This window comes from Ruoffia halotolerans, assembly GCF_014049385.1.
In the GTDB taxonomy this organism is placed as follows: Bacteria; Bacillota; Bacilli; order Lactobacillales; family Aerococcaceae; genus Ruoffia; species Ruoffia halotolerans.
Map to the genome: position 1 here is coordinate 90,802 of NZ_JACAOA010000003.1, position 18,764 is coordinate 109,565.

At 38.3% G+C, this 18,764-nt stretch carries 19 protein-coding genes; 1 reads left to right on the plus strand and 18 read right to left on the minus strand.

The window, feature by feature from the left end:
• Positions 1–10: 10 nt before the first annotated feature.
• The 3 genes from HW423_RS01890 to HW423_RS01900 form a co-directional block, all read right to left on the minus strand.
• Positions 11–1,609 carry a terminase large subunit gene (locus HW423_RS01890; RefSeq protein WP_218930255.1) on the minus strand — a complete coding sequence of 533 codons (1,599 nt, stop codon included), beginning with the start codon at positions 1,607–1,609 and terminating at the stop codon, positions 11–13.
• Between the two features lie 314 nt (positions 1,610–1,923).
• Entirely contained in the window at positions 1,924–2,136 is a 213-nt protein-coding gene (locus HW423_RS01895) for a DUF4314 domain-containing protein (RefSeq protein ID WP_218930256.1), read from the minus strand.
• Entirely contained in the window at positions 2,129–2,758 is a 630-nt protein-coding gene (locus HW423_RS01900) for a hypothetical protein (protein WP_218930257.1), read from the minus strand. Before HW423_RS01900 ends, HW423_RS01895 begins: the two co-directional genes overlap by 8 nt.
• A 126-nt stretch (positions 2,759–2,884) precedes the next feature.
• Between HW423_RS01900 and HW423_RS01905 the strand changes: the two genes are divergently transcribed.
• Positions 2,885–3,418, plus strand: coding sequence for a hypothetical protein (locus tag HW423_RS01905; RefSeq protein ID WP_218930258.1), 534 nt, complete (start codon positions 2,885–2,887; stop codon positions 3,416–3,418).
• Here HW423_RS01905 and HW423_RS01910 read toward each other — a convergent pair.
• The 15 genes from HW423_RS01910 to HW423_RS01980 all read right to left on the minus strand — a co-directional run bounded on the left by HW423_RS01910 (position 3,401) and on the right by HW423_RS01980 (position 18,617).
• Positions 3,401–4,639, minus strand: coding sequence for a site-specific DNA-methyltransferase (locus tag HW423_RS01910; protein ID WP_218930259.1), 1,239 nt, complete (start codon positions 4,637–4,639; stop codon positions 3,401–3,403). The two genes, HW423_RS01905 and HW423_RS01910, sit on opposite strands and share 18 nt — an antisense overlap.
• Positions 4,614–5,783 carry a methionine adenosyltransferase gene (gene metK / locus HW423_RS01915; protein ID WP_235956225.1) on the minus strand — a complete coding sequence of 390 codons (1,170 nt, stop codon included), beginning with the start codon at positions 5,781–5,783 and terminating at the stop codon, positions 4,614–4,616. The genes HW423_RS01910 and metK overlap by 26 nt, the downstream gene beginning before the upstream one ends.
• Positions 5,784–5,797: 14 nt before the next feature.
• Positions 5,798–6,331: a P27 family phage terminase small subunit gene (locus HW423_RS01920; RefSeq protein WP_218930260.1), complete on the minus strand. Its 534-nt coding sequence runs from the start codon at positions 6,329–6,331 to the stop codon at positions 5,798–5,800.
• Positions 6,332–6,514: 183 nt separating this feature from the next.
• Entirely contained in the window at positions 6,515–6,889 is a 375-nt protein-coding gene (locus tag HW423_RS01925) for an HNH endonuclease (RefSeq protein ID WP_062467881.1), read from the minus strand.
• Positions 6,890–7,013: 124 nt separating this feature from the next.
• Positions 7,014–7,427 carry a hypothetical protein gene (locus HW423_RS01930; RefSeq protein WP_218930261.1) on the minus strand — a complete coding sequence of 138 codons (414 nt, stop codon included), beginning with the start codon at positions 7,425–7,427 and terminating at the stop codon, positions 7,014–7,016.
• A 1-nt stretch (position 7,428) separates the two neighbouring features.
• Positions 7,429–8,778 carry a DEAD/DEAH box helicase gene (locus HW423_RS01935; protein WP_218930262.1) on the minus strand — a complete coding sequence of 450 codons (1,350 nt, stop codon included), beginning with the start codon at positions 8,776–8,778 and terminating at the stop codon, positions 7,429–7,431.
• Positions 8,768–9,055, minus strand: a complete 288-nt coding sequence (locus tag HW423_RS01940) for a VRR-NUC domain-containing protein (protein ID WP_218930263.1) — start codon at positions 9,053–9,055, stop codon at positions 8,768–8,770. Before HW423_RS01940 ends, HW423_RS01935 begins: the two co-directional genes overlap by 11 nt.
• Before the next feature lie 151 nt (positions 9,056–9,206).
• Positions 9,207–11,441, minus strand: coding sequence for a phage/plasmid primase, P4 family (locus HW423_RS01945; protein WP_218930264.1), 2,235 nt, complete (start codon positions 11,439–11,441; stop codon positions 9,207–9,209).
• A gap of 13 nt (positions 11,442–11,454) precedes the next feature.
• Entirely contained in the window at positions 11,455–13,398 is a 1,944-nt protein-coding gene (locus tag HW423_RS01950; protein WP_218930265.1) for a DNA polymerase, read from the minus strand.
• 144 nt (positions 13,399–13,542) lie between these two features.
• Positions 13,543–14,097, minus strand: coding sequence for a DUF2815 family protein (locus HW423_RS01955; protein ID WP_218930266.1), 555 nt, complete (start codon positions 14,095–14,097; stop codon positions 13,543–13,545).
• Positions 14,098–14,113: 16 nt separating this feature from the next.
• Positions 14,114–15,241, minus strand: coding sequence for a DUF2800 domain-containing protein (locus HW423_RS01960; RefSeq protein WP_218930267.1), 1,128 nt, complete (start codon positions 15,239–15,241; stop codon positions 14,114–14,116).
• Positions 15,231–15,557, minus strand: coding sequence for a hypothetical protein (locus HW423_RS01965; protein ID WP_218930268.1), 327 nt, complete (start codon positions 15,555–15,557; stop codon positions 15,231–15,233). Before HW423_RS01965 ends, HW423_RS01960 begins: the two co-directional genes overlap by 11 nt.
• Positions 15,520–15,738, minus strand: coding sequence for a hypothetical protein (locus HW423_RS01970; RefSeq protein ID WP_218930269.1), 219 nt, complete (start codon positions 15,736–15,738; stop codon positions 15,520–15,522). Before HW423_RS01970 ends, HW423_RS01965 begins: the two co-directional genes overlap by 38 nt.
• 63 nt (positions 15,739–15,801) lie before the next feature.
• Positions 15,802–16,299, minus strand: coding sequence for an RNA polymerase sigma factor (locus tag HW423_RS01975; protein WP_218930270.1), 498 nt, complete (start codon positions 16,297–16,299; stop codon positions 15,802–15,804).
• A 386-nt stretch (positions 16,300–16,685) separates the two neighbouring features.
• Complete coding sequence (locus HW423_RS01980; protein WP_218930271.1) at positions 16,686–18,617, minus strand: hypothetical protein; 1,932 nt, start codon at positions 18,615–18,617, stop codon at positions 16,686–16,688.
• Positions 18,618–18,764 lie beyond the last annotated feature (147 nt).

Here is an 18,764-nt window from a genome sequence, read left to right on the forward strand (position 1 = left end):
ATCACCTCATTTATAACAGTAAAATACCTCGGTCTTCATACACCGAACCATGTTTCCCAGCATTTCGAATGGCTCGATCTAATGCCATAATCGTTGCGACTATCCCATCAATTTTTTCAGATGATTTTTCCTTATCTGGTTTAATATTTCCAGCTGGATCTTTCTTAATAAAGATGTTATCCGCCATCCAATGTAAAACTGGATGACCACCATGAGCAATTTTTTCTTCAAGAACCAGTTTCATTAATTCTTTGGTCGGAGGACTCATGTCTTTAAATCCTTGCCCAAATGGAACCACAGTAAAACCCATTCCCTCCAAGTTTTGCGACATTTGAATTGCTCCCCAACGGTCAAAGGCTATTTCCTGAATATTAAATTGCGTTCCGAGTTCTTCTATAAACTTTTCAATATACCCATAATGAACGACATTACCTTCAGTCGTTAATAAATCTCCACTATGTATCCATTGATCATAATGTACATGGTCTCGACTTACTCTAAGTGCCACATTATCTTCCGGCATCCAAAAGTAAGGTAGCACTGCATATTTATCTTCTTCATCTTCTGGAGGAAAGACTAGGACAAATGCCGATAAGTCTGTCGTAGAAGATAAATCTAATCCGCCATAACATACCTTGCCTCTCAGGCGCTCAGGGTCTACTGGAAAATCACAGGCGGACCATTTATCCATTGGCATCCACCGCACCGCTTGTTTCACCCATTGGTTCAATCTAAGCTGTCTAAATGAATTTTCCTCCGCCGGATTCTGTCTGGCACTTTCAAAGGCTGCTTCGACTTTTTCCATAGCTACAGTAATATCTAAGGAGGGATTCGCTTTTTTCCAAACCTCTGGATCGGTCCAATCCTCATCTTCCTTCGCTCCATAAATGACTGGATAAAAAGTAGGATCCGTTTTGCGACCTTCTATAATATCCTCCGCTTTTTGATGAACCTCATAACCAATGCTTTGAGTATCGTTACCTGCTGTTGTAATTAAAAAATATAAAGGCTGTGTCCTCGCGTCCCCAGAACCTTTCGTCATAACATCAAATAATTTACGATTAGGTTGTGTATGGAGTTCATCAAAAATAACCCCACTAATATTAAACCCATGTTTCGAGTAGGCTTCTGCCGATAAAACTTGGTAAAAACTATTAGTGGGATGAAAAATGATTCTTTTTTGTGAGGCAAGAATTTTTACGCGTTTATTTAAGGCAGGACACATCCGCACCATATCAGCGGCCACTTCAAAAACAATTGAAGCTTGTTGTCTGTCTGCTGCACAACCGTATACTTCGGCTCGTTCTTCCCCATCCCCACAAGTGAGTAATAGCGCTAACGCTGCTGCAAGTTCTGACTTCCCTTGTTTCTTAGGAATCTCAACATAGGCGGTATTAAATTGCCGATACCCATTGGGCTTGATGGTGCCGAACAAATCTCTGATGATTTGTTCTTGCCAATCAATCAATTCAAATGGTTTGCCTGCCCATTGACCTTTGGTGTGCGTTAAACATTCAATAAAATCTACTGCGTAATCCGCTTTTTCTTTATCATATACTGATGTCTTTTCCTTGAATTGTGTAGGTACATACTTTTTAAGTTTTCTCAATCGTCTCCCTCCCAAAAAAAACCAGAAAACTCTTTAAGAGTCCTCTGGTTTTAGAAATTATTGAGCCATATTACAATGTCGACAATAATAGGCTGTTCTATCTCTCATATTATGACAATATTTACACTCGATTTCATCCAACTCACCGGTCGATAGAAGCGTCCTATGATAACATTTTTGACAGTACACTGTATCACCTTCATCACAAAGCCAATCTTGATCATCATTACCACAATTTGCACAATTCATATTAACCTCCTAGAAATATATGATTTTTTATTATAAATATATTATATCTTGTATAAAAATAGAAGTTAATATATATTCTTAACTTTATCCTTTTGATATAGTACGTTTAATGAAGAACCGTTATCCCAAGAAACCATAATGGAACCAATATCATCGACTCCTACAACGGTTCCTAATGTGCCCACAGGAGGAGCTTGAACATCATCCATTTGAACTAATTCAATCCGACTGCCAAGAGGGTATCGTTTTTTGATAATTTCTAAAATTCGCTTATCCATTTTGGACCTCCTTTGGGAACCTAAAAGCACTATTTCCGGATAACTCTTTAAGTAAGATATTTCTTACGTCTTTGTAGTCCGGTCCTATCATCCCAATTGCCAGTAAAAATGTCCTAAAAGTATATTTGTCATTATCCGTTTGCGTTTCTTTTGCTGAAATAAATTTCCGTTCTTTTACGTACTGAATGGTTTTCTCAATGAATATGACTGTGGCTTGTATGACTTCTTGATCCGGTTGTTCATCGAACCAAGGAAATTCTAAATGATCACTTTTCACTTCAAAACAAACCCTGTCAGCATTTAAGGCTTTTTCAATTAGCACCCTTTTGGCAGTTAATAGATTTTCTAATTTGCCCAATTCACCGGCTTCAATTAACGGCACTGAAACAGCAAAGCCAGTTTCATTTTCTTGATTTATCACTCTAAATCCGGCTTCAAGAATCACTTGATGGACTTTTTCATTTAAACCAACGACTGTCGCATCGCGTTCAACCTTTATTTCCCCAATTTGATAAGCATATGTGGGTGTGCCAAGATACTTTATCGCCTCACCAGTTGCCTTTGATATGACTTCGCAAAGTTCTTTACGTTTACGACTTTCTAACTCATACATTATTTGCATGATTTCCCCCTCCTTTTCTTCATGTACATATATCACTCTAAACGGAGTAAAAGTCCAGTCATATCAGTGATTAAATAGCATTTATTACACATGATAAGATATACTATAAATAAAGGAGCTGATTTTATGCAATGGTTAACAACTTTCAATACCTGGTTTATCAATAGCAAAGATTCGATTACTTTATGGATTGCAATCATTGGATTTTTCTTGTCAATTTGGAACTTAATCTCAAAATGGTTAGATAACCGGACTCATTTAACCGTTGAAGTTAAAAACACCTATCGGATAAAATCAAACGTTCTTTTTCTAGAATTAGCTATTACCAATCATTCCAGAAAACAAACTGTACTCCAACGAACTAAAATTTCTATTCAAAACGAATATTTTGGTGTTTTACATGACGCTCGTCAGATTATGACAACCCAAGAAGTAGCAAAAGGATTTAAAGAAGCTACATATATTACTGCCTTTCCACTAACAATTCCACCGCTAGGTTGTGATCGATTTTGGGTAAGATATGACTTTGAAAATGAAATACCAGAATTGCTTGACGAAACGCAGGCTAATATTTCTTTAGTTTGTTTTGGTAAAGAGAAGCTTCATCCTGTCTCCTTACCTAAACGTTTAACTCTTGAGGAATTATTCAGAAATACTTGATAATACATCTGAATAGGTAAAATCTTTTCCTTTACGTTTTAAGCTTACACCTTTATCACTTCCAACTTGTTCAATATACCGTTTGATAATCACATCGCAGTATTTCTCATCTAGTTCAATTGTATAACAAACTCGATCCGTTTGTTCACATGCTATAAGCGTTGACCCGGATCCTCCAAAGGGGTCCAGTACAATCCCATTGGTTAAAGAAGAGTTTAAAATAGGGTACGCAATTAAGGGCACTGGTTTCATCGTTGGGTGGTCGCCATTTTTCTTCGGTTTATCAAACTCCCAAATAGTTGATTCCTTTCGTCCGGTATACCATAGATGCTTCCCTTTCTTCTTCCACCCAAATAGAATCGGTTCGTGTTGCCATTGATAAGGAGAGCGACCTAAGACCAGAGATTGTTTTTTCCAGATACAAGTGCCTGACAGATAAAACCCTGCCTCTTTAAAAGCTTTCCTAAAATTAAGACCTTCCGTATCAGCATGGAAGACATAGATCGATCCATCATCTGCTAGAACATCGTGAGAATGTTGAAATACGTCTAATAAAAACCGATAAAAGTCTTCATCGCTTTGGTTGTCATTTTGAATTTTCCCCGCTTTTCCTTCATAGTTCACGTTATAGGGTGGGTCCGTCACAACCAGATTTGTTTGACGGTCCCCCATTAACGATTCAAAAGTAGAGGCTTGGGTACTATCACCGCAGATTAAGCGGTGTCGGCCCAATTGCCAGATATCCCCTTGCTGCGTTATGGCGGGTTCACCAAGTACTTCATCCATATCAAAATCATCATCATGTATCCCCTCTTTTAAATCATCTTTAAATAAATCATCTAATTCATCCGGGTCAAATCCTGTTAATGATACATCAAAGTCTGTTGCTTCTAGGTCCGATATTAAAATGACGAGTTTGTCTTTATCCCAATCACCGCTAATTTTATTTAAGGCAACATTGAGTGCTTTCTCCTTGTCTTCATCTAAGTCGACAAGGACGCAATCGATCGTTTCATACCCTAAATCTTCTAATACCTTGAGTCGCTGATGCCCACCTACTACCCGTTCCGTTCTTTGATTCCAAATAATTGGATCAACGTAACCGAATGTTTCTAACGAACGTTTCAATTTTTCATATTCTGCATCACCTGGCTGTAAATTTTTTCGCGGATTATACTCAGCAGGAGTTAATTCTTTAAGAGATAACTTCCTCATCTCCATTGATAATCCCCTCCTTCGTTAATTTCTTATGAGCTGTTTGCTCCCAGGTAAACCGACTCGAATTAAAGTGGCCATAACAAGCTGTGCGCTGATATTTAACATGCCTTAAATTTAAATAGTCGATAATTCCCTTCGGACTTAAATCGTATGATAGTAAAATAATCTCTTTTAGTTTGTCGTCCGATAATTTACCGGTTCCAAACGTATTTACAGAAATGGCAACTGGCTGTGCTTTGCCTATCGCATAGGATATGCCGATTTCACATTTTTCTGCTAAGTTCTCATCAATCACTTGTCTTGCGATATGTCTTGCCATATAAGCACCCGACCGATCAACTTTTGTGGGATCTTTTCCTGAAAAGGCTCCTCCACCATGAGCACCTAAACCACCATATGTATCCACCATAATTTTACGACCCGTTAGTCCAGTATCTGCGTCAGGCCCTCCAATAACAAACCGACCAGACGGATTAATTAATATCAATGTATCTTCATCCAGTAAATCCTGACGGACAACTGGTAGAATAACACGAGATTTAACTTCTTGTTTTAATTGGTCGATATTTTTATCCTCATCATGTTGAATCGAAATGATAATCGCAGCAATCCTTTTCGGCTTTCCATCATTGTATTCTACACTGACCTGGGACTTGCCGTCTGAGTGGATTCCTTCAATCGTTCCTAACCATCTTGCTGAATCTAATCGTTGACATAATTGATGGGCATAAGATAATGGCATAGGTAAGCGGTCATAGGTTTCATTCGTCGCATAACCATAGACTGTCCCTTGGTCTCCGGCACCCAGCTCGTCATATTGACTTCCTTCTCGAACTTCCAGAGCTAAATCTACACCATCTCGAATGTCTTTACTTTGTTTTTGAATATGCATATGGATTTTGAACTTTCTCGCGTCATACCCACATGACTCCAATACCCGCCTAATAACTTGGCGGATTCCTATTTTTGTATTACATGTTATTTCTCCAGCTATAAATACATGACCTTTCGTAATCATTACTTCACAGGCTACTCGCGATTGATTATCCAGCGATAGTGCTTCATCTAAAATGGCATCCGATATTTGATCACATAGTTTATCAGGGTGTCCCTCACAAACACTTTCTGCTGTTTTAATTATTGTCATTGTCTATCCTCCAATTAAGATTTTTTCCTAAGTAGTTTTTCCATCAAATCATCTTTAGGTATCGACCCATCATAGGACACACTCGCATTCTCTCGGACAATTTGATAAATCTGATACCACAGTGTATTAATTTGTTTCATGTAGTCTTTCGACATAGAAACATAGGGAGAGGCAATGGCATTCCCCGTCGTAGGATGCTTCGCTAGAAAACCAAATTCTGAAATAGCTTGTTCGCACTGGATCCATCTGGAAACTGTCATCGCATACTGTTCAATGAGTTGCTGATTCACAAGGGCTTCGCATTCATGTATTTTGAGCCAATTCCACATCTCCTTATAAATTTCTTCCACATAAAACTTTTCACCATTTTTTTGTTCTTGTTTTAAATAATCATTAATGGGTGGCATATCGGTCGCTTCCAAACCTGCTGGTGTGGGTAGAATATAAGTATCCTTCAACCGGTCATCATTTATCTTGTCCACTAAAGCATTCTTCTTTCGTCCTGCACCAATACGTGCGCCACCGCGCCTAGTACCATCTTTTGCCAACCACCTTTCACCTCATCTCAATTAGCCCCACTGTCAGGCAAATAGGAAGGGGGTAATACCCTGTTTGAATTCAAAAAAATTTACGCGAGGGTCCCCGCCCGCTGAACGCCTTAGCTTCAGAGAGATTCGACCTCCCCCTCCCCTTATATATTTCCACCATATTGACGTCACTAAAACCTATTTCTAGTATTTATACTCAACACCCTTTGGAAATCGATCCCCATCTAATATCGATTGCTTGGAGTGGCAAGGTTTGCATAATGTTTGAAGGTTAGTAAAGTCATTCGTTCCTCCTCGTCCCAGCGGTAAGATGTGATGCACTTCCTGACCAGCAGTCAGTCTTCCCTCTGCTTGACACTGCTCACACAAAGGATTCTGATGCAGATACAATTGTCGTATCCTTCGCCACTGTCTTCCATAGCGTTTGTTACTTTCAGGGTCTCTCTGATATCGATTGTAAGTTTGATGGCTTTCCTTTCGATGCGCCTCACAGTACCGTCCATCTACTAACTCTGGACACCCTGGATAAGAACAAGGTTTCTTGGGTTGTCTTGGCACAGTCTTTCACCTCCACATAGAAAAAGCCCATACAAGTTTTCAGCTTGCATAGGCTCGTGTCTTATCTTTTTTTCCTAGCTTAACATTAACAAAAGAGTTAACTGACATTCAATGACATTTACTGCTAAGATTTAAATTGTTTAGTCACATCATCTAATCCTTTATTATGTAACCGATAGATATGGCGGATATTATAATTTAAGTCGATAGCAATTTGTTCAAAAGGGAGAAAGCATAGATAACGTTTCTCTAGTACCATTTGTTCTTCTGAATCTTTTACTAACTTTATCCTCACCATGATATCTCGTTTCAAGTCCACTAGCTTATCTATATCGATATTGATTTCTTCTTGGAGGCTCATTATTTTGATAACGGTTTCTTCTAAGCTAGACTGCTTGGAATGAGGATACTTTGGCATGTCTGATAAAGTAGACGTTGCTTTAGTCGCTAAAAGTCTTAATTGGTCGACTTGTTCTAGTTTTGAATTAATACGTTGATCTAAGTAAAAAGCTTGTTGTAAATATTCTTTAGCATTCAATCTAACTTACCTCCAATTCCGCTTTGACAGCTTCCATTAATTGATTTTGAAATTTATCTTTTAACCTTAATGCTTTCATAACATCCTCATCAATCGTATCCTCAGTGATAATGTGATGGACTACAACTGACTCCTTTTGTCCTTGCCGATAGAGCCGCGCGTTGGTTTGTTGGTAAAGTTCTAAGGACCAAGTTAATGAAAACCAAACTAAAGTAGAGCCTCCTGCTTGTAAGTTTAAACCATGACCAGCACTAGCTGGATGAATCAAAGCGATTGGGATTAATCCTTTATTCCAATCTTGAAAGTCTTGTTGCGTCTTTAATACCTTCACATCAAATCGTTGGGTGATACGAGTTAAGTCATGTTTGAACCAATAGACTACCAAAAGTGGTTTTCCATTCGCAGCCTCGACAAGATCTTCTAGGGCATCTAACTTACGGTCATGAAGCCAGACACTCTCTTTTTGCTCATCGTAAACGGATCCACTGGCCATTTGGAGTAACTTATTGGAAAGACTGGCGGCATTAATCGCATCAATTTCTTTGTCTTTTACTTCCACAATCATTTCTTTTCGCATCTCGTCATAAACTTTGCGTTCCTTATCTGATAGCCTAACAACTACTTCATTGGTTATAAAGTTTGGCATATCTAAATAGTCCTCTGCCTTCATAGAAACTGTAATGTCTTCAATTTGATTGTAGATTGCTTCTTCTGCTTCAGGCTTAGGTTTATAAGAATAAATGACCATGCCATTCCGTTGATCGGGGTCAAAGTAACGCTGGCGGTAGTGAGTGATAAACCGTCCAAGACGCTCTCCCTTATCTAAGATTCGAAATTGTGCCCATAAATCCATTAAACCATTACTCGATGGCGTCCCAGTTAATCCGACAATTCGTTCGATAAAAGGTCTAACTTTTAGCAATGATTTAAAACGTTTTGCGGCATGTGACTTAAAACTAGAGAGTTCATCAATGATGACCATATCAAAATCAAATTGATAACCACTCTTTTCGATCAACCATGTGACATTCTCACGATTAATGATATATATTTCGACCTCTTGTTTAAGGGCTGACTGTCTTTCTATTTGATTACCAACTACGACAGAATAACGAAGATCCTGTAGATGGTTCCACTTTTCTATTTCATTGGGCCAAGTATCTCTTGCTACCCTCAACGGAGCTATCACCAAGACTTTCTTTACTTCAAAAGAGTCGTACATCAAATTCTTAATTGCTGTCAAAGTAATGACTGTCTTTCCAAGTCCCATATCTAAAAACAGAGCCGCGACAGGATGAGTATCAATGTATTCAATCATCTGTTGTTGATAACCATGTGGTTTAAACTCCATCACGAATCACCTCCTCAAGTATTCTTGATATATCTTCTGTGCTATCTAATACAAAACATTTAAAATCTAAGGATTGAAGTTGGTTAATCCGTTTCTGTTGAAGTTTACGTGGTTTATGACCGGGTGCTTTCACTTCAACAAAAGCCAGCTTGCCTCCTGGAAGCAATACCATTCGGTCAGGAATCCCAGTTAAACTTGGACTCGTCCACTTTAAACACCATCCTCCAAGACATCTGACTGCTCTAATTAATTGCTGTTCAATTTCCTTCTCTCTCATGTTACCCCCTCAAAAGTTTGATAAATCAATAAAGTGACGGTGAGTGATGGCTGTATCTATTCTTATTTATATATAATTTAAATTTTTGCTCTATATAAAATAGGTATAGAAATAGCCGTCACTGGGTGTCACTTTCCCTTTGAATCAAGCTTTATAAAAATTCACTTTGTAATTTCAGCCCATGGATGAAAGAACCACGATTGGTCTTCTTCCGTTCAAATCCCGCTGAGGCAAGAGCTGTATAAAAATCAGTCGTGCTTCTAGGGAACTCTCCAGAACGGTGACAATAGGCTCTATATTCCTCGTAGACTCTTCCTGATTTTTCTATGAGCCCTTCTTTAACATCACAGCAATCCATTATGAAATGATGGAACCAGTCATTCGTTTCCTTATAAAAAGCAACCGCATCTTTTACCTTTTGAGGCTGCGAAATTTTATAATCTTCAGCAATGACCTTCTGTGCCCCTTCAACTACCCAAGCTAAGATAGCTTCGCCGGCTTCTTGATAAAGAAAATCCGCGTAGTTTTTAATATCACTGTTTCCTTCAATCTTTGCCTCAAAGGGAATAACAATTAATCGTCGCCATGTTCCTTCATCCAAGGCACCTACTTTTGGAAGGTGATTGGTGTAAAGGACCAATGTATGACTCGGCGTATAAGAAAAGGGATCCTTAAACTTTTTCTCCGCGAAAATCTCATCAGTGGAGCATAACTTTTTGACAACCGACGTGTTGAGTCGCATCCCTTCTTGAAGTTCTGCAGAGATTAAGAGACGTTTTCCTTTTGCTTCTGCCAATTCGTATTTCACATTACCTTGTTGCTTCATCGTCAATGAATCCGCCGATAGATTCCCAGAGTAGCTACCTAGAACTTTGGCAATCACATTCCAAAAGGTAGACTTCCCGTTGCGGCCATCTCCATAGGCAATGATAAGGGCTTCCACGTATACCTTTCCTATCGCAGCAAGTCCGACAATTTTCTGAACGTAATCAATCAATTCTTGGTCCTCTTGGAAAAAAGTATTTAAAGCATCCAACCAATGTTTCTTTCCTTTGTCCGATACGTCCACTAAGGTTTGTTTGGTAATGAGGTCTTCTGGCCGATGCGCTAATATCTCTCCTGTTTTTAAATCAATCGTATAAGAAGGTGTATTAAGTAAAAACTCACCCTGGTCTAATTCACCTTGTTCAATTTCTACCAAATGACGTACCACATTTAATGCAGATTGAATGTATCGATTATCACGTCGTCTGAGCACAAAATCTTCATATGCTAAAGCATCTTCGAGATTTCGCATGACAACAGCTTGGTCTTTCGTCATGGCTTCTTGAGCTTTTTTCTTACTCATGGAAGTAAGTAACTGCATTCCCCCATTATTTTCCAGAAGCTGTCTGTATTCGTTGATTTTATTTCCTGCTTCTTCAAGTTGTTTATTCGTCAATTCTTTTACAACCCCAACAGCTTGAGACTTTGACTCGTCCCAATAACTCCCGTTATATACTAGAAAGTCCGTTGAAGGAGAATAGCAAAGCTGATGAGAAAAGTGTTCTGCCAATACAGAAGCTTGACCCACATCTGAATAGTCAGTGGGTTTATATTGATAGGTCACATTAAATTGGTCCGGCGGAATGTAATTAGGATCCTGAGACACGCGCTCTCCAAAATTCAATGCAGACTGCCAAATCTTATTCAATTCTTCTTCCGATAAAGGTGGCGAACAATCTAATGCTTTTTGATTAAACTGCTCTCGTGCTTCCTTAGTATTTCCTAAGCGAATTAAAAGTCGTCCAGCATAATGGCTCATCGTACTATTCCGAGACCCTTCTGGTATTAAAGACTGTTCATGATTCCATGTCTCAAATGAAGGCACTTGACGGATAAAGCTGCAGACCTTTTGATTGCCGGCGCAGTGGACTATTTCAGGATTGGCCACCCCAAATATCATACGCGCGCTATCTAAAGCATTGCGATCAAAGTAGGGAAAGTAATCGACAATTGATTCTTTTAACTGTTTATAATCTTGCGCATCATAAACTTCCTCAATCGGAAAATACACATGAAAGCGAGGTCGAGCTGATAAGCTGCCTTTACTCTTTTGATGGTTTCGACTCGCTACTAAATAACACGTCACATCTTGGAAGTAGGTAGTAAAGTCACTCATCTCAATCCAATCCTCTGAGTTATCAGAGTGATCATTATCTAAATCTAGTACAACAACATTTGACACCTTAAAATTCCCTGCCGAACGATAGTTATTTTCATAGTCAGCAGCAACGTGATCATACGCTGCTGCTTGTTCTAATTTTTCTTTTGAATCGACACTGACTTGATGTGGAAATATGGTAGCTCGATGATTTCCAATCGTGTCTGAACAATATAAATCCATCTTTTCCCTCCTGTTAATCTTTTTGATAAAAGTGACATTCAAAACCATCGGCTCCAAGTTCTAAACCTTGAGCCCATTCTGGCTGTTTACTCATGATGGTTGATATTTCTTCAACACTTGATTGGCCTTCTGGAACTTCCAAGACAATCTCATCATGAACATGCATAACGACGCGATAGTCTTTGAGTCGGTACATAGCTTCAGCTAAAATATCTCTTGCAATACCTTGTACAATATTCTCAACAAACTTAGCTCCATAGGATTCTACTTCTTGCCAGTTATTTCCGGTCCCTATTCCCTCATAAACAACAGATTCTCCGCCGAAGCGATTTGATCCGATGCGAGGTTTGCAGTAAGCTAACCGACGTCCGGAGGGCAACTCAATAAATAAAATTCCTGATTCATAGGTAAAACGAAGTCCATGCGTTTCAGTGAGCATTCGTCCTTTCACTGTTTCTTTCGTACAGCGATCCACTGACCACCAGAAGTCTACAATATTAGGACTTGCATGACGCCAAGCATCTACGAGTGGTTTTAGGTCTCCTTCCTCTATCCCCATCTCAATGGCTCCCATGGCTTTAAGTGCGCCGACAGAACCCCCATAACCGAGAGCGAGTTCAGCAATTTTCCCTTTTTGACGGAGATAGCTATTCACTCCATGCTTTTCAACGGGAACACCAAACATCTGGGAAGCAGACTCACAGTAAATATCCTTCCCTGCTTTAAAAGCTTCTTGTCGCCATTGTTCCTTGGATAACCATGCTAAGATTCGTGCTTCGATGGAAGAAAAGTCATCTACGATAAATCGATGACCCTTCTTGGGAATAAAAGCTGTTCGGATCAATTCCGATAAGGTATTAGATACTGAACCAAATAATAGTTCCAAACTTTTGGTATCTTTCATTTTTACTAAATTACGAGCTTCCTTTAGATTAGTTAGGTAGTTACGCGGGAGATTTTGTACTTGAATCAGGCGGCCAGCATAACGCCCGGTTCGATTGGCTCCGTAAAACTGGATAAGTCCTCGTGCTCTGGAATCCAATCCCGTCACTGATAGCATCGCATCATATTTCTTCACACTCGACTTCGAAAGTTCTTGCCGCAGTTCGAGCACTTGCTTGTTCTTTCCTTTCGAAGTTTCCAAAGCTTCTTTCACTGCTTTTTTCGCCATAGATTCGATGGGACATTCTTGTTGATTGAGCCATTCTTTTAATTGAAGCGGTGAGTTTGGATTTTCTAAACCCGTTAAATCTTTAGCTTCTTGAAGATGATGCTCTCTGGTTTGTCTGCCGCAATAAATTGCCCCTTCTACCAAATCCATTTCCACCTCAATCCCTAAATCATTGATTTTCTGGTCTTGGTGATAGTAGTTCCACTCTTCACTTGACACAGGAAATTTAGACAGACGATGTTGAATTGCTAATTCTACTTCAACATCTCTTAGGTTATATTCTTTGAAAGATTTCCAATCTTGTAGGGAATGATCAGGCAGATTCCTTGCTCGGTAGTCATTCGCTTTGGTTGGTTTACAAGGTGTGCAAAAGTATCGAATCAGCCGCTTACCTTCCTGCATCTTTTTACATTCTAGCCCTAGCACCTCGCCAACTTTCTCTAATGACAGAGGTAAACCTAGAGAAGCGGACCACACCATAGAGCAATACCATCCACTTGGATCCAAATATTGTCCCGGTGGATATCCCAAAAATTGGCTTAAACAAACGCGTTCAAAGTTGGCATTAAAAGCCCATTTTTCAATGGTTTCATCTTCCAAACTTTTCAATACCTCATCAGGTAATTTTTCTCCCAAAGCGATATCTACCACTTGAGCGGGACCACTATCAATTGAATAAGCAAAGAGGAGGACTTCAAAGTCCCCACTCTCGGCATATTTATACACTCCTGCTTTAGATAAATTAACTGATGAGAAAGTTTCTATATCAATACTTATTGTCCTCATTTTTCATCCTCTTTACTTCTTGCTCATATTGATTCCATCGTCTAAGGATTGAGATCATAAGGTCCGTTCCAAGATCTAAAATAATGTTTAACCAAATTACGACGATAATGATCCAAACAATTAACTCTCCCATTACTCCCCCTCCTAAGCTAAGAAATCATCCGTTGCATCAGAAAGTGGTTTAAAATCTGAACTCGCAGAGGATCCACCACCTAGAGGTTCTCCGTCACGAATTTTCTGGATATTTCCTAGACCGCAAGCTACTCCTCGGTTCCCATTCACGTTATAAGCATAAAAATTGATAGACACTCGCGCATAAACGCCAGAATAAACTTCTGAACGGTCTAAAATGGGATTGACATACTCATCGACAATCTGTGGGGCTCTTACAGCATTGGCATTTACAAAGTAGGCATCTTGGTACTCTGTATCTTCTTTCTCAATATCCCCATCACGTAACGGCAATTTTAAAGCTGCTTTATTAGGCTTCTTCCCTCCAAACTTTCCAATTCCCTGTTCAATCGCGGCATCAATGGCTCGTTCAATAGCCTCAATAGTTTTCGTATCTGACTTCGGAATAATTAATGACGCGGAGTATTTTTCTTTTCCACCATTCATGGCAGCACGTGGCTCCCAGACATTGGCATAACTTAATCTCACTTCACCTGTAACGACTTTCGTTGAATTCATATTTGACATAATTCTTTCTCCTTTTTTATTTAAAATCTTCTTTAACATCGTGTCTGACAATAGCTGGACGTCCATCACTATCTGGGACTAACTGTATTTTGCCTGCTGAGCGCATTATCAAATCACCAAATATTTCATTAAATTTCTTGTTACCGATTTGCTTCTCTAATTTTGTTAGAGCCTTTAATTTCACTTCATGAATATCTTTAATGTCTTCTTCATTTGCACGTTGTTCCACTAAATCTACATCCATATATTTTCGAGTGGTTCGGCCTTCTACCAATTTAAAGCCAGACCATTCTTTGTTATGATCAGTTGCTTGTTGGTAGGCATAGGCCTTCACATCCTCAGCCCATCGCACGAGGTCATCTAACTGAGGTAATATCGCTTCAATCTCCTCATCTGACAGCAAATGCGCTTCTTTTAATTCATGCTTTTTGAGTTCAAGGTGGTGATTCGCTCTGTCTTTAGACACTGCTCTAATCTTGGTATGCTTTAACCACTCGCCAGGATTCAATTCACCTTCACCTTGATAAGCAAGTTCGGCTTTCTCCTTCAAATCACCGTTTGCCCATTCTAGGAGCGCATCTAAATCAATGACCCATGTCGCGATATTTCCGATACGAGGTTGATAGATAGAAAGATGGATTGTTTCAATATCATAAATCGCTTCAAATATCGAAAAAGCTCCAAGTGCGTATAGTTTCATTTGTGGGTTGTCTTCCACCGGGACATAGGTCTTTCCATACTTAAAATCTACAACTTTAAGGGTTGCCCCCGATGCGAGAATACAGTCTGCGGTTCCGAATCCTTCTGGAACATAAGTTGAAAAATCAACTCTTTGTTCAATTAAAACAAGCGGACTTTCTAATTCAGACATTTGTTCATGAATAAAACTGACGTAATCATCAGTGTAGGCTTCCATTTCATCAGAGTGATAAACAGAGGCCGGACGATTATTTTCAATACCTAATGACTTTTTCAATTTAAATTCAGCTAGTTCATGGGCAGCGGTTCCTTCTTCGGCATATACATTGGAGTCATCCACCCCCATGTCTTCGACAGCAATTTGTTCGAGTCTTGAAATGGGTGGGTGCTCTAACCACTTATGGGCACTGGAAGCTGATAAGAGAGCATGCTTCTTATTCGTCATGACTTAATGCCTCCGCTTCATGCCATAGGATGAAATAAGCTGATGGGTCTAATTCGCTTAACTTATTGGACCCCATTTTTTTAATGAGCAATCGGATTTCATCCGAGAACCCTTCTTGTGCTTTCTTTGCTAAATGTTTTTGTATTGCCTCAAAACTGATTGGCTGGACCGATTCTTGTTCATCAGGAATCGAGTATTCATCTAATGTCATCTGATTAGGATCCTCACTAACAAATGCTTGGTAAAAGTGTTCCCAATCTTCGTAAAACGATTGAATATTATCGTTGATGGCTTGTAACTGTTTCATCTGACTCATCTAAGATTTCCTCCTCTTTAATTTCGACTGATGTAATTTCATCGCCGGGTACTAGAATAGTGATATTCTGTTCTGCGCCAAACAACTTTTGACATAAACGCTGACTAAGTCGAGCTTTTCTTATGCGGACCATCTCTTGCTGACGCTTTGGCTTGGTTTTAATGGTTAGAGTTTGTCTCATCCAGGTTCCTCCTTTCGAAGGGCTTTTGATTTTTTCCCCTTCACTATTAGCCACCAGGGGGACCTAATTCGGACGGTCTTGTAAATATTTTTTTAATTTAGTTTTTGCTCGGTTGACTGCTTTACGAATGGCGGATTCATCTTTACCTTCTTCTCGTGCGATGCTGGAGTAACTTTCCCCATCAATTAGGCATCTTTTTATCAAATATATCTGCCGGTCAGATAAGATACTCGATAACTCGTTCATCCATATTTTGCTTAATACCTGGGACTCCACAACAATATTCGATTCAATAACTCTTTTTTGTAATTTACGATTTTTATAATCCTCACGACTTATATCTTCATAAGACCTATGTCGATCACTTCTAGATTGTTTCCTATCATTCAGCTTTTCCTCATAATAAAAATCTAGAAGTTCTGTTTTCCAATCAGCCTGATAATTCGAATCAGTCATTGCAATGATTAATTCCTGGTCATCTGGGAAGTCCTCAATTATCAACTCAATTTCTTTGCCACTCTTTCCTACATATTTCACTTTTAACGGTTTATACTGTTTCACTGTTTTGCTCCCTCTTGCCTAGAGAGCATCAAGAGCAAGAGAACAGCAAAAAGGCCTGTGACCAACAAAGTACACAGACCTACTCCTGCCATAAAATGAGCGCATTAAGGTAAGGGTACTTTTATCTACTAAAATCTAAGTACCAAACTTAGATCTTGAGTAGATTTTGTATCCTCTTGCCCTTAATGCATATCAGGCAGTATGATATTTAATATGAAATAAATTATCTATTTCTATTTTCATTATCACAGGAAGCTCACATTATGACCCGGCATTAATCGTGCCGATTTAAACACAAAAAAACTGCTTTAATCAACGGTTTTCATTCCGTTGATTAAAGCAGTTTTTATTAAATCCAATTCTAATAGCATTTCAAGCGGCAGTTCTCATTCCGCATTTTCAAAATAATGTTTATCTGTTCTACCTAAAACATTAAAATTTTGTGAATATAGTATTTTATTACATGCATGTAAGCCTAAATTGGAGTGACTAAATAATAAAGTTTGATACATTACGTCTCGAGGAGTAGACCTTAACTCGTACCCAGCTAATCTCAGTATTTTAAAACTAATATGGGGAGGTAAACTCATACCTAGACAGAATTGCATTATAACATCAAGAGAATGCTCTATATCATCTTGATTTTTCAATTGTCTTAATTTTCGGTCACTCAAATCACATAATTCCGCGACTTCCTCTACCGTATAATCATATAATTTGATAATATAACTAATCGCCTCAGGTAAATTATTTGGTATGTTTTTTAACAGTTCGTACAGATTGTCTTGTTCTTCTCTCAAGAAGCTTGTTTTATCCTCAACATCTTCTGGATAGGCTAAGCTAAATTGTAATCTTGACCTTTGGCTATGATATAAAACCCCTAAATAAAGAAAATGAAGTTGGGACCTGGTTGTTGACATTAATTTCACGTTAAAAGGAAGACAACATTCATCCATATGATATCTGGCATAATCAGTTAGATTAATTTCACCATTAATTGTCTCATAAAGATATTTACTATCATTTTTAATTACATGTGATTCTACATAAACATAGTTTTCTCCAGATAATTTACGCCCTAATTCTTCTGAACTATCAAGTAGGTCTATAAAATCATCATATTTTAATGAAAATGTCTGATTTCGTTTTAAACTTCCTCGAGAAAATGCATAATCTTCAACATAACTTCCATCTACATAATTTAGTACGCCAATAGCTTCTTCATAACCTAGGTCAATGAGTCTTATTTTTGCTGTAACTATAGGTACATTAAAGTTTTGAGCAATCTGAAATATGGCCCAATGGATCTGGGCAACCTTTTTTTCTAATTCACTTTTTTCCTGTAAGTGTTGTAATTCTTTTATACTACCCAGCAAATCAGAAATATTTTGATGCTCTATTTGATATTCTTCAACTTTGGTTATGCAAACTTCTCTAGGCAGTAAGATACATGGAGCTAGACTCCGAGCATGTACTTCCATAAAAGCATTTTCTTGGTGAGTTTGATTAAAATTATGTAAGAATGTTTCTTCATCAATTTGCATATTGGAGTGAACTAATTCGCCAAACATTGCCGCTTTATAATGAAGAATCCAATGAATACATTCATGGATGATTGTATTGTTATATGCTCCCGTACCTTTTAATTCTTTTAGTCGGGGATCAATTACAACTGTTCCTTTTTCTATAGAAACAATTTCTTTAGGATAATGTTGGATTTCCATAGTCTCGACTTCACAGTCACGGAAATAAACTTGTCCATGAATGCTACAGTCTTCGCTAAGAACTAACTCTTTCACATCAAGTTTAATACGATGGGCAAAAGCTAATGGATTAATAGCTTTGCCATTTTCTAAAACTTCTGGATAAACTATCTTAAGAATTTCAGAGGCTATTTCATCATTTTGACCTTTATGTATAATAGGAACTAATTGATCATCAAGCGGATAAACGTGATCAACTTTTTCTGAGTATTTACCGTAGCTTAGAGCTCCCATTTCATGAAAATCTTCCCCGATTCTGAATTGTGTCTGCAAGTTAGCCCAAGGATGCCCAGTAAATCCATAGGAACCATCTTCCTCATAGACCGAAACTTGCCACCTTTGCCTAATTTGAATTGTTATATCTAATAAATAAGGACCAATATCATTGATAAATAACTTTATTATATCGAAATCAAGCAATTTAATATGGCCAATACTTTCATTCGGATAATGTAAGTCGGTCAATTCATTTAAATGGTTTGGAATATAGCTTTCCAACCAATCTTTTATTTCATCTGTATATTCAGTCTTAATTAGCTGTTTAAATGATAGCAAAAGAGCACCCCCTTCAAAAAAAGAACATACGTTCTCGTTTATATTCTAACACCTTTTAATATGGAGAACAACTTAAGTAAAATTAGAATAAATAATATAATACTCCTCTTAAGGTAGATTTTTCTTAAGCATCTACTGTAAAAGGAG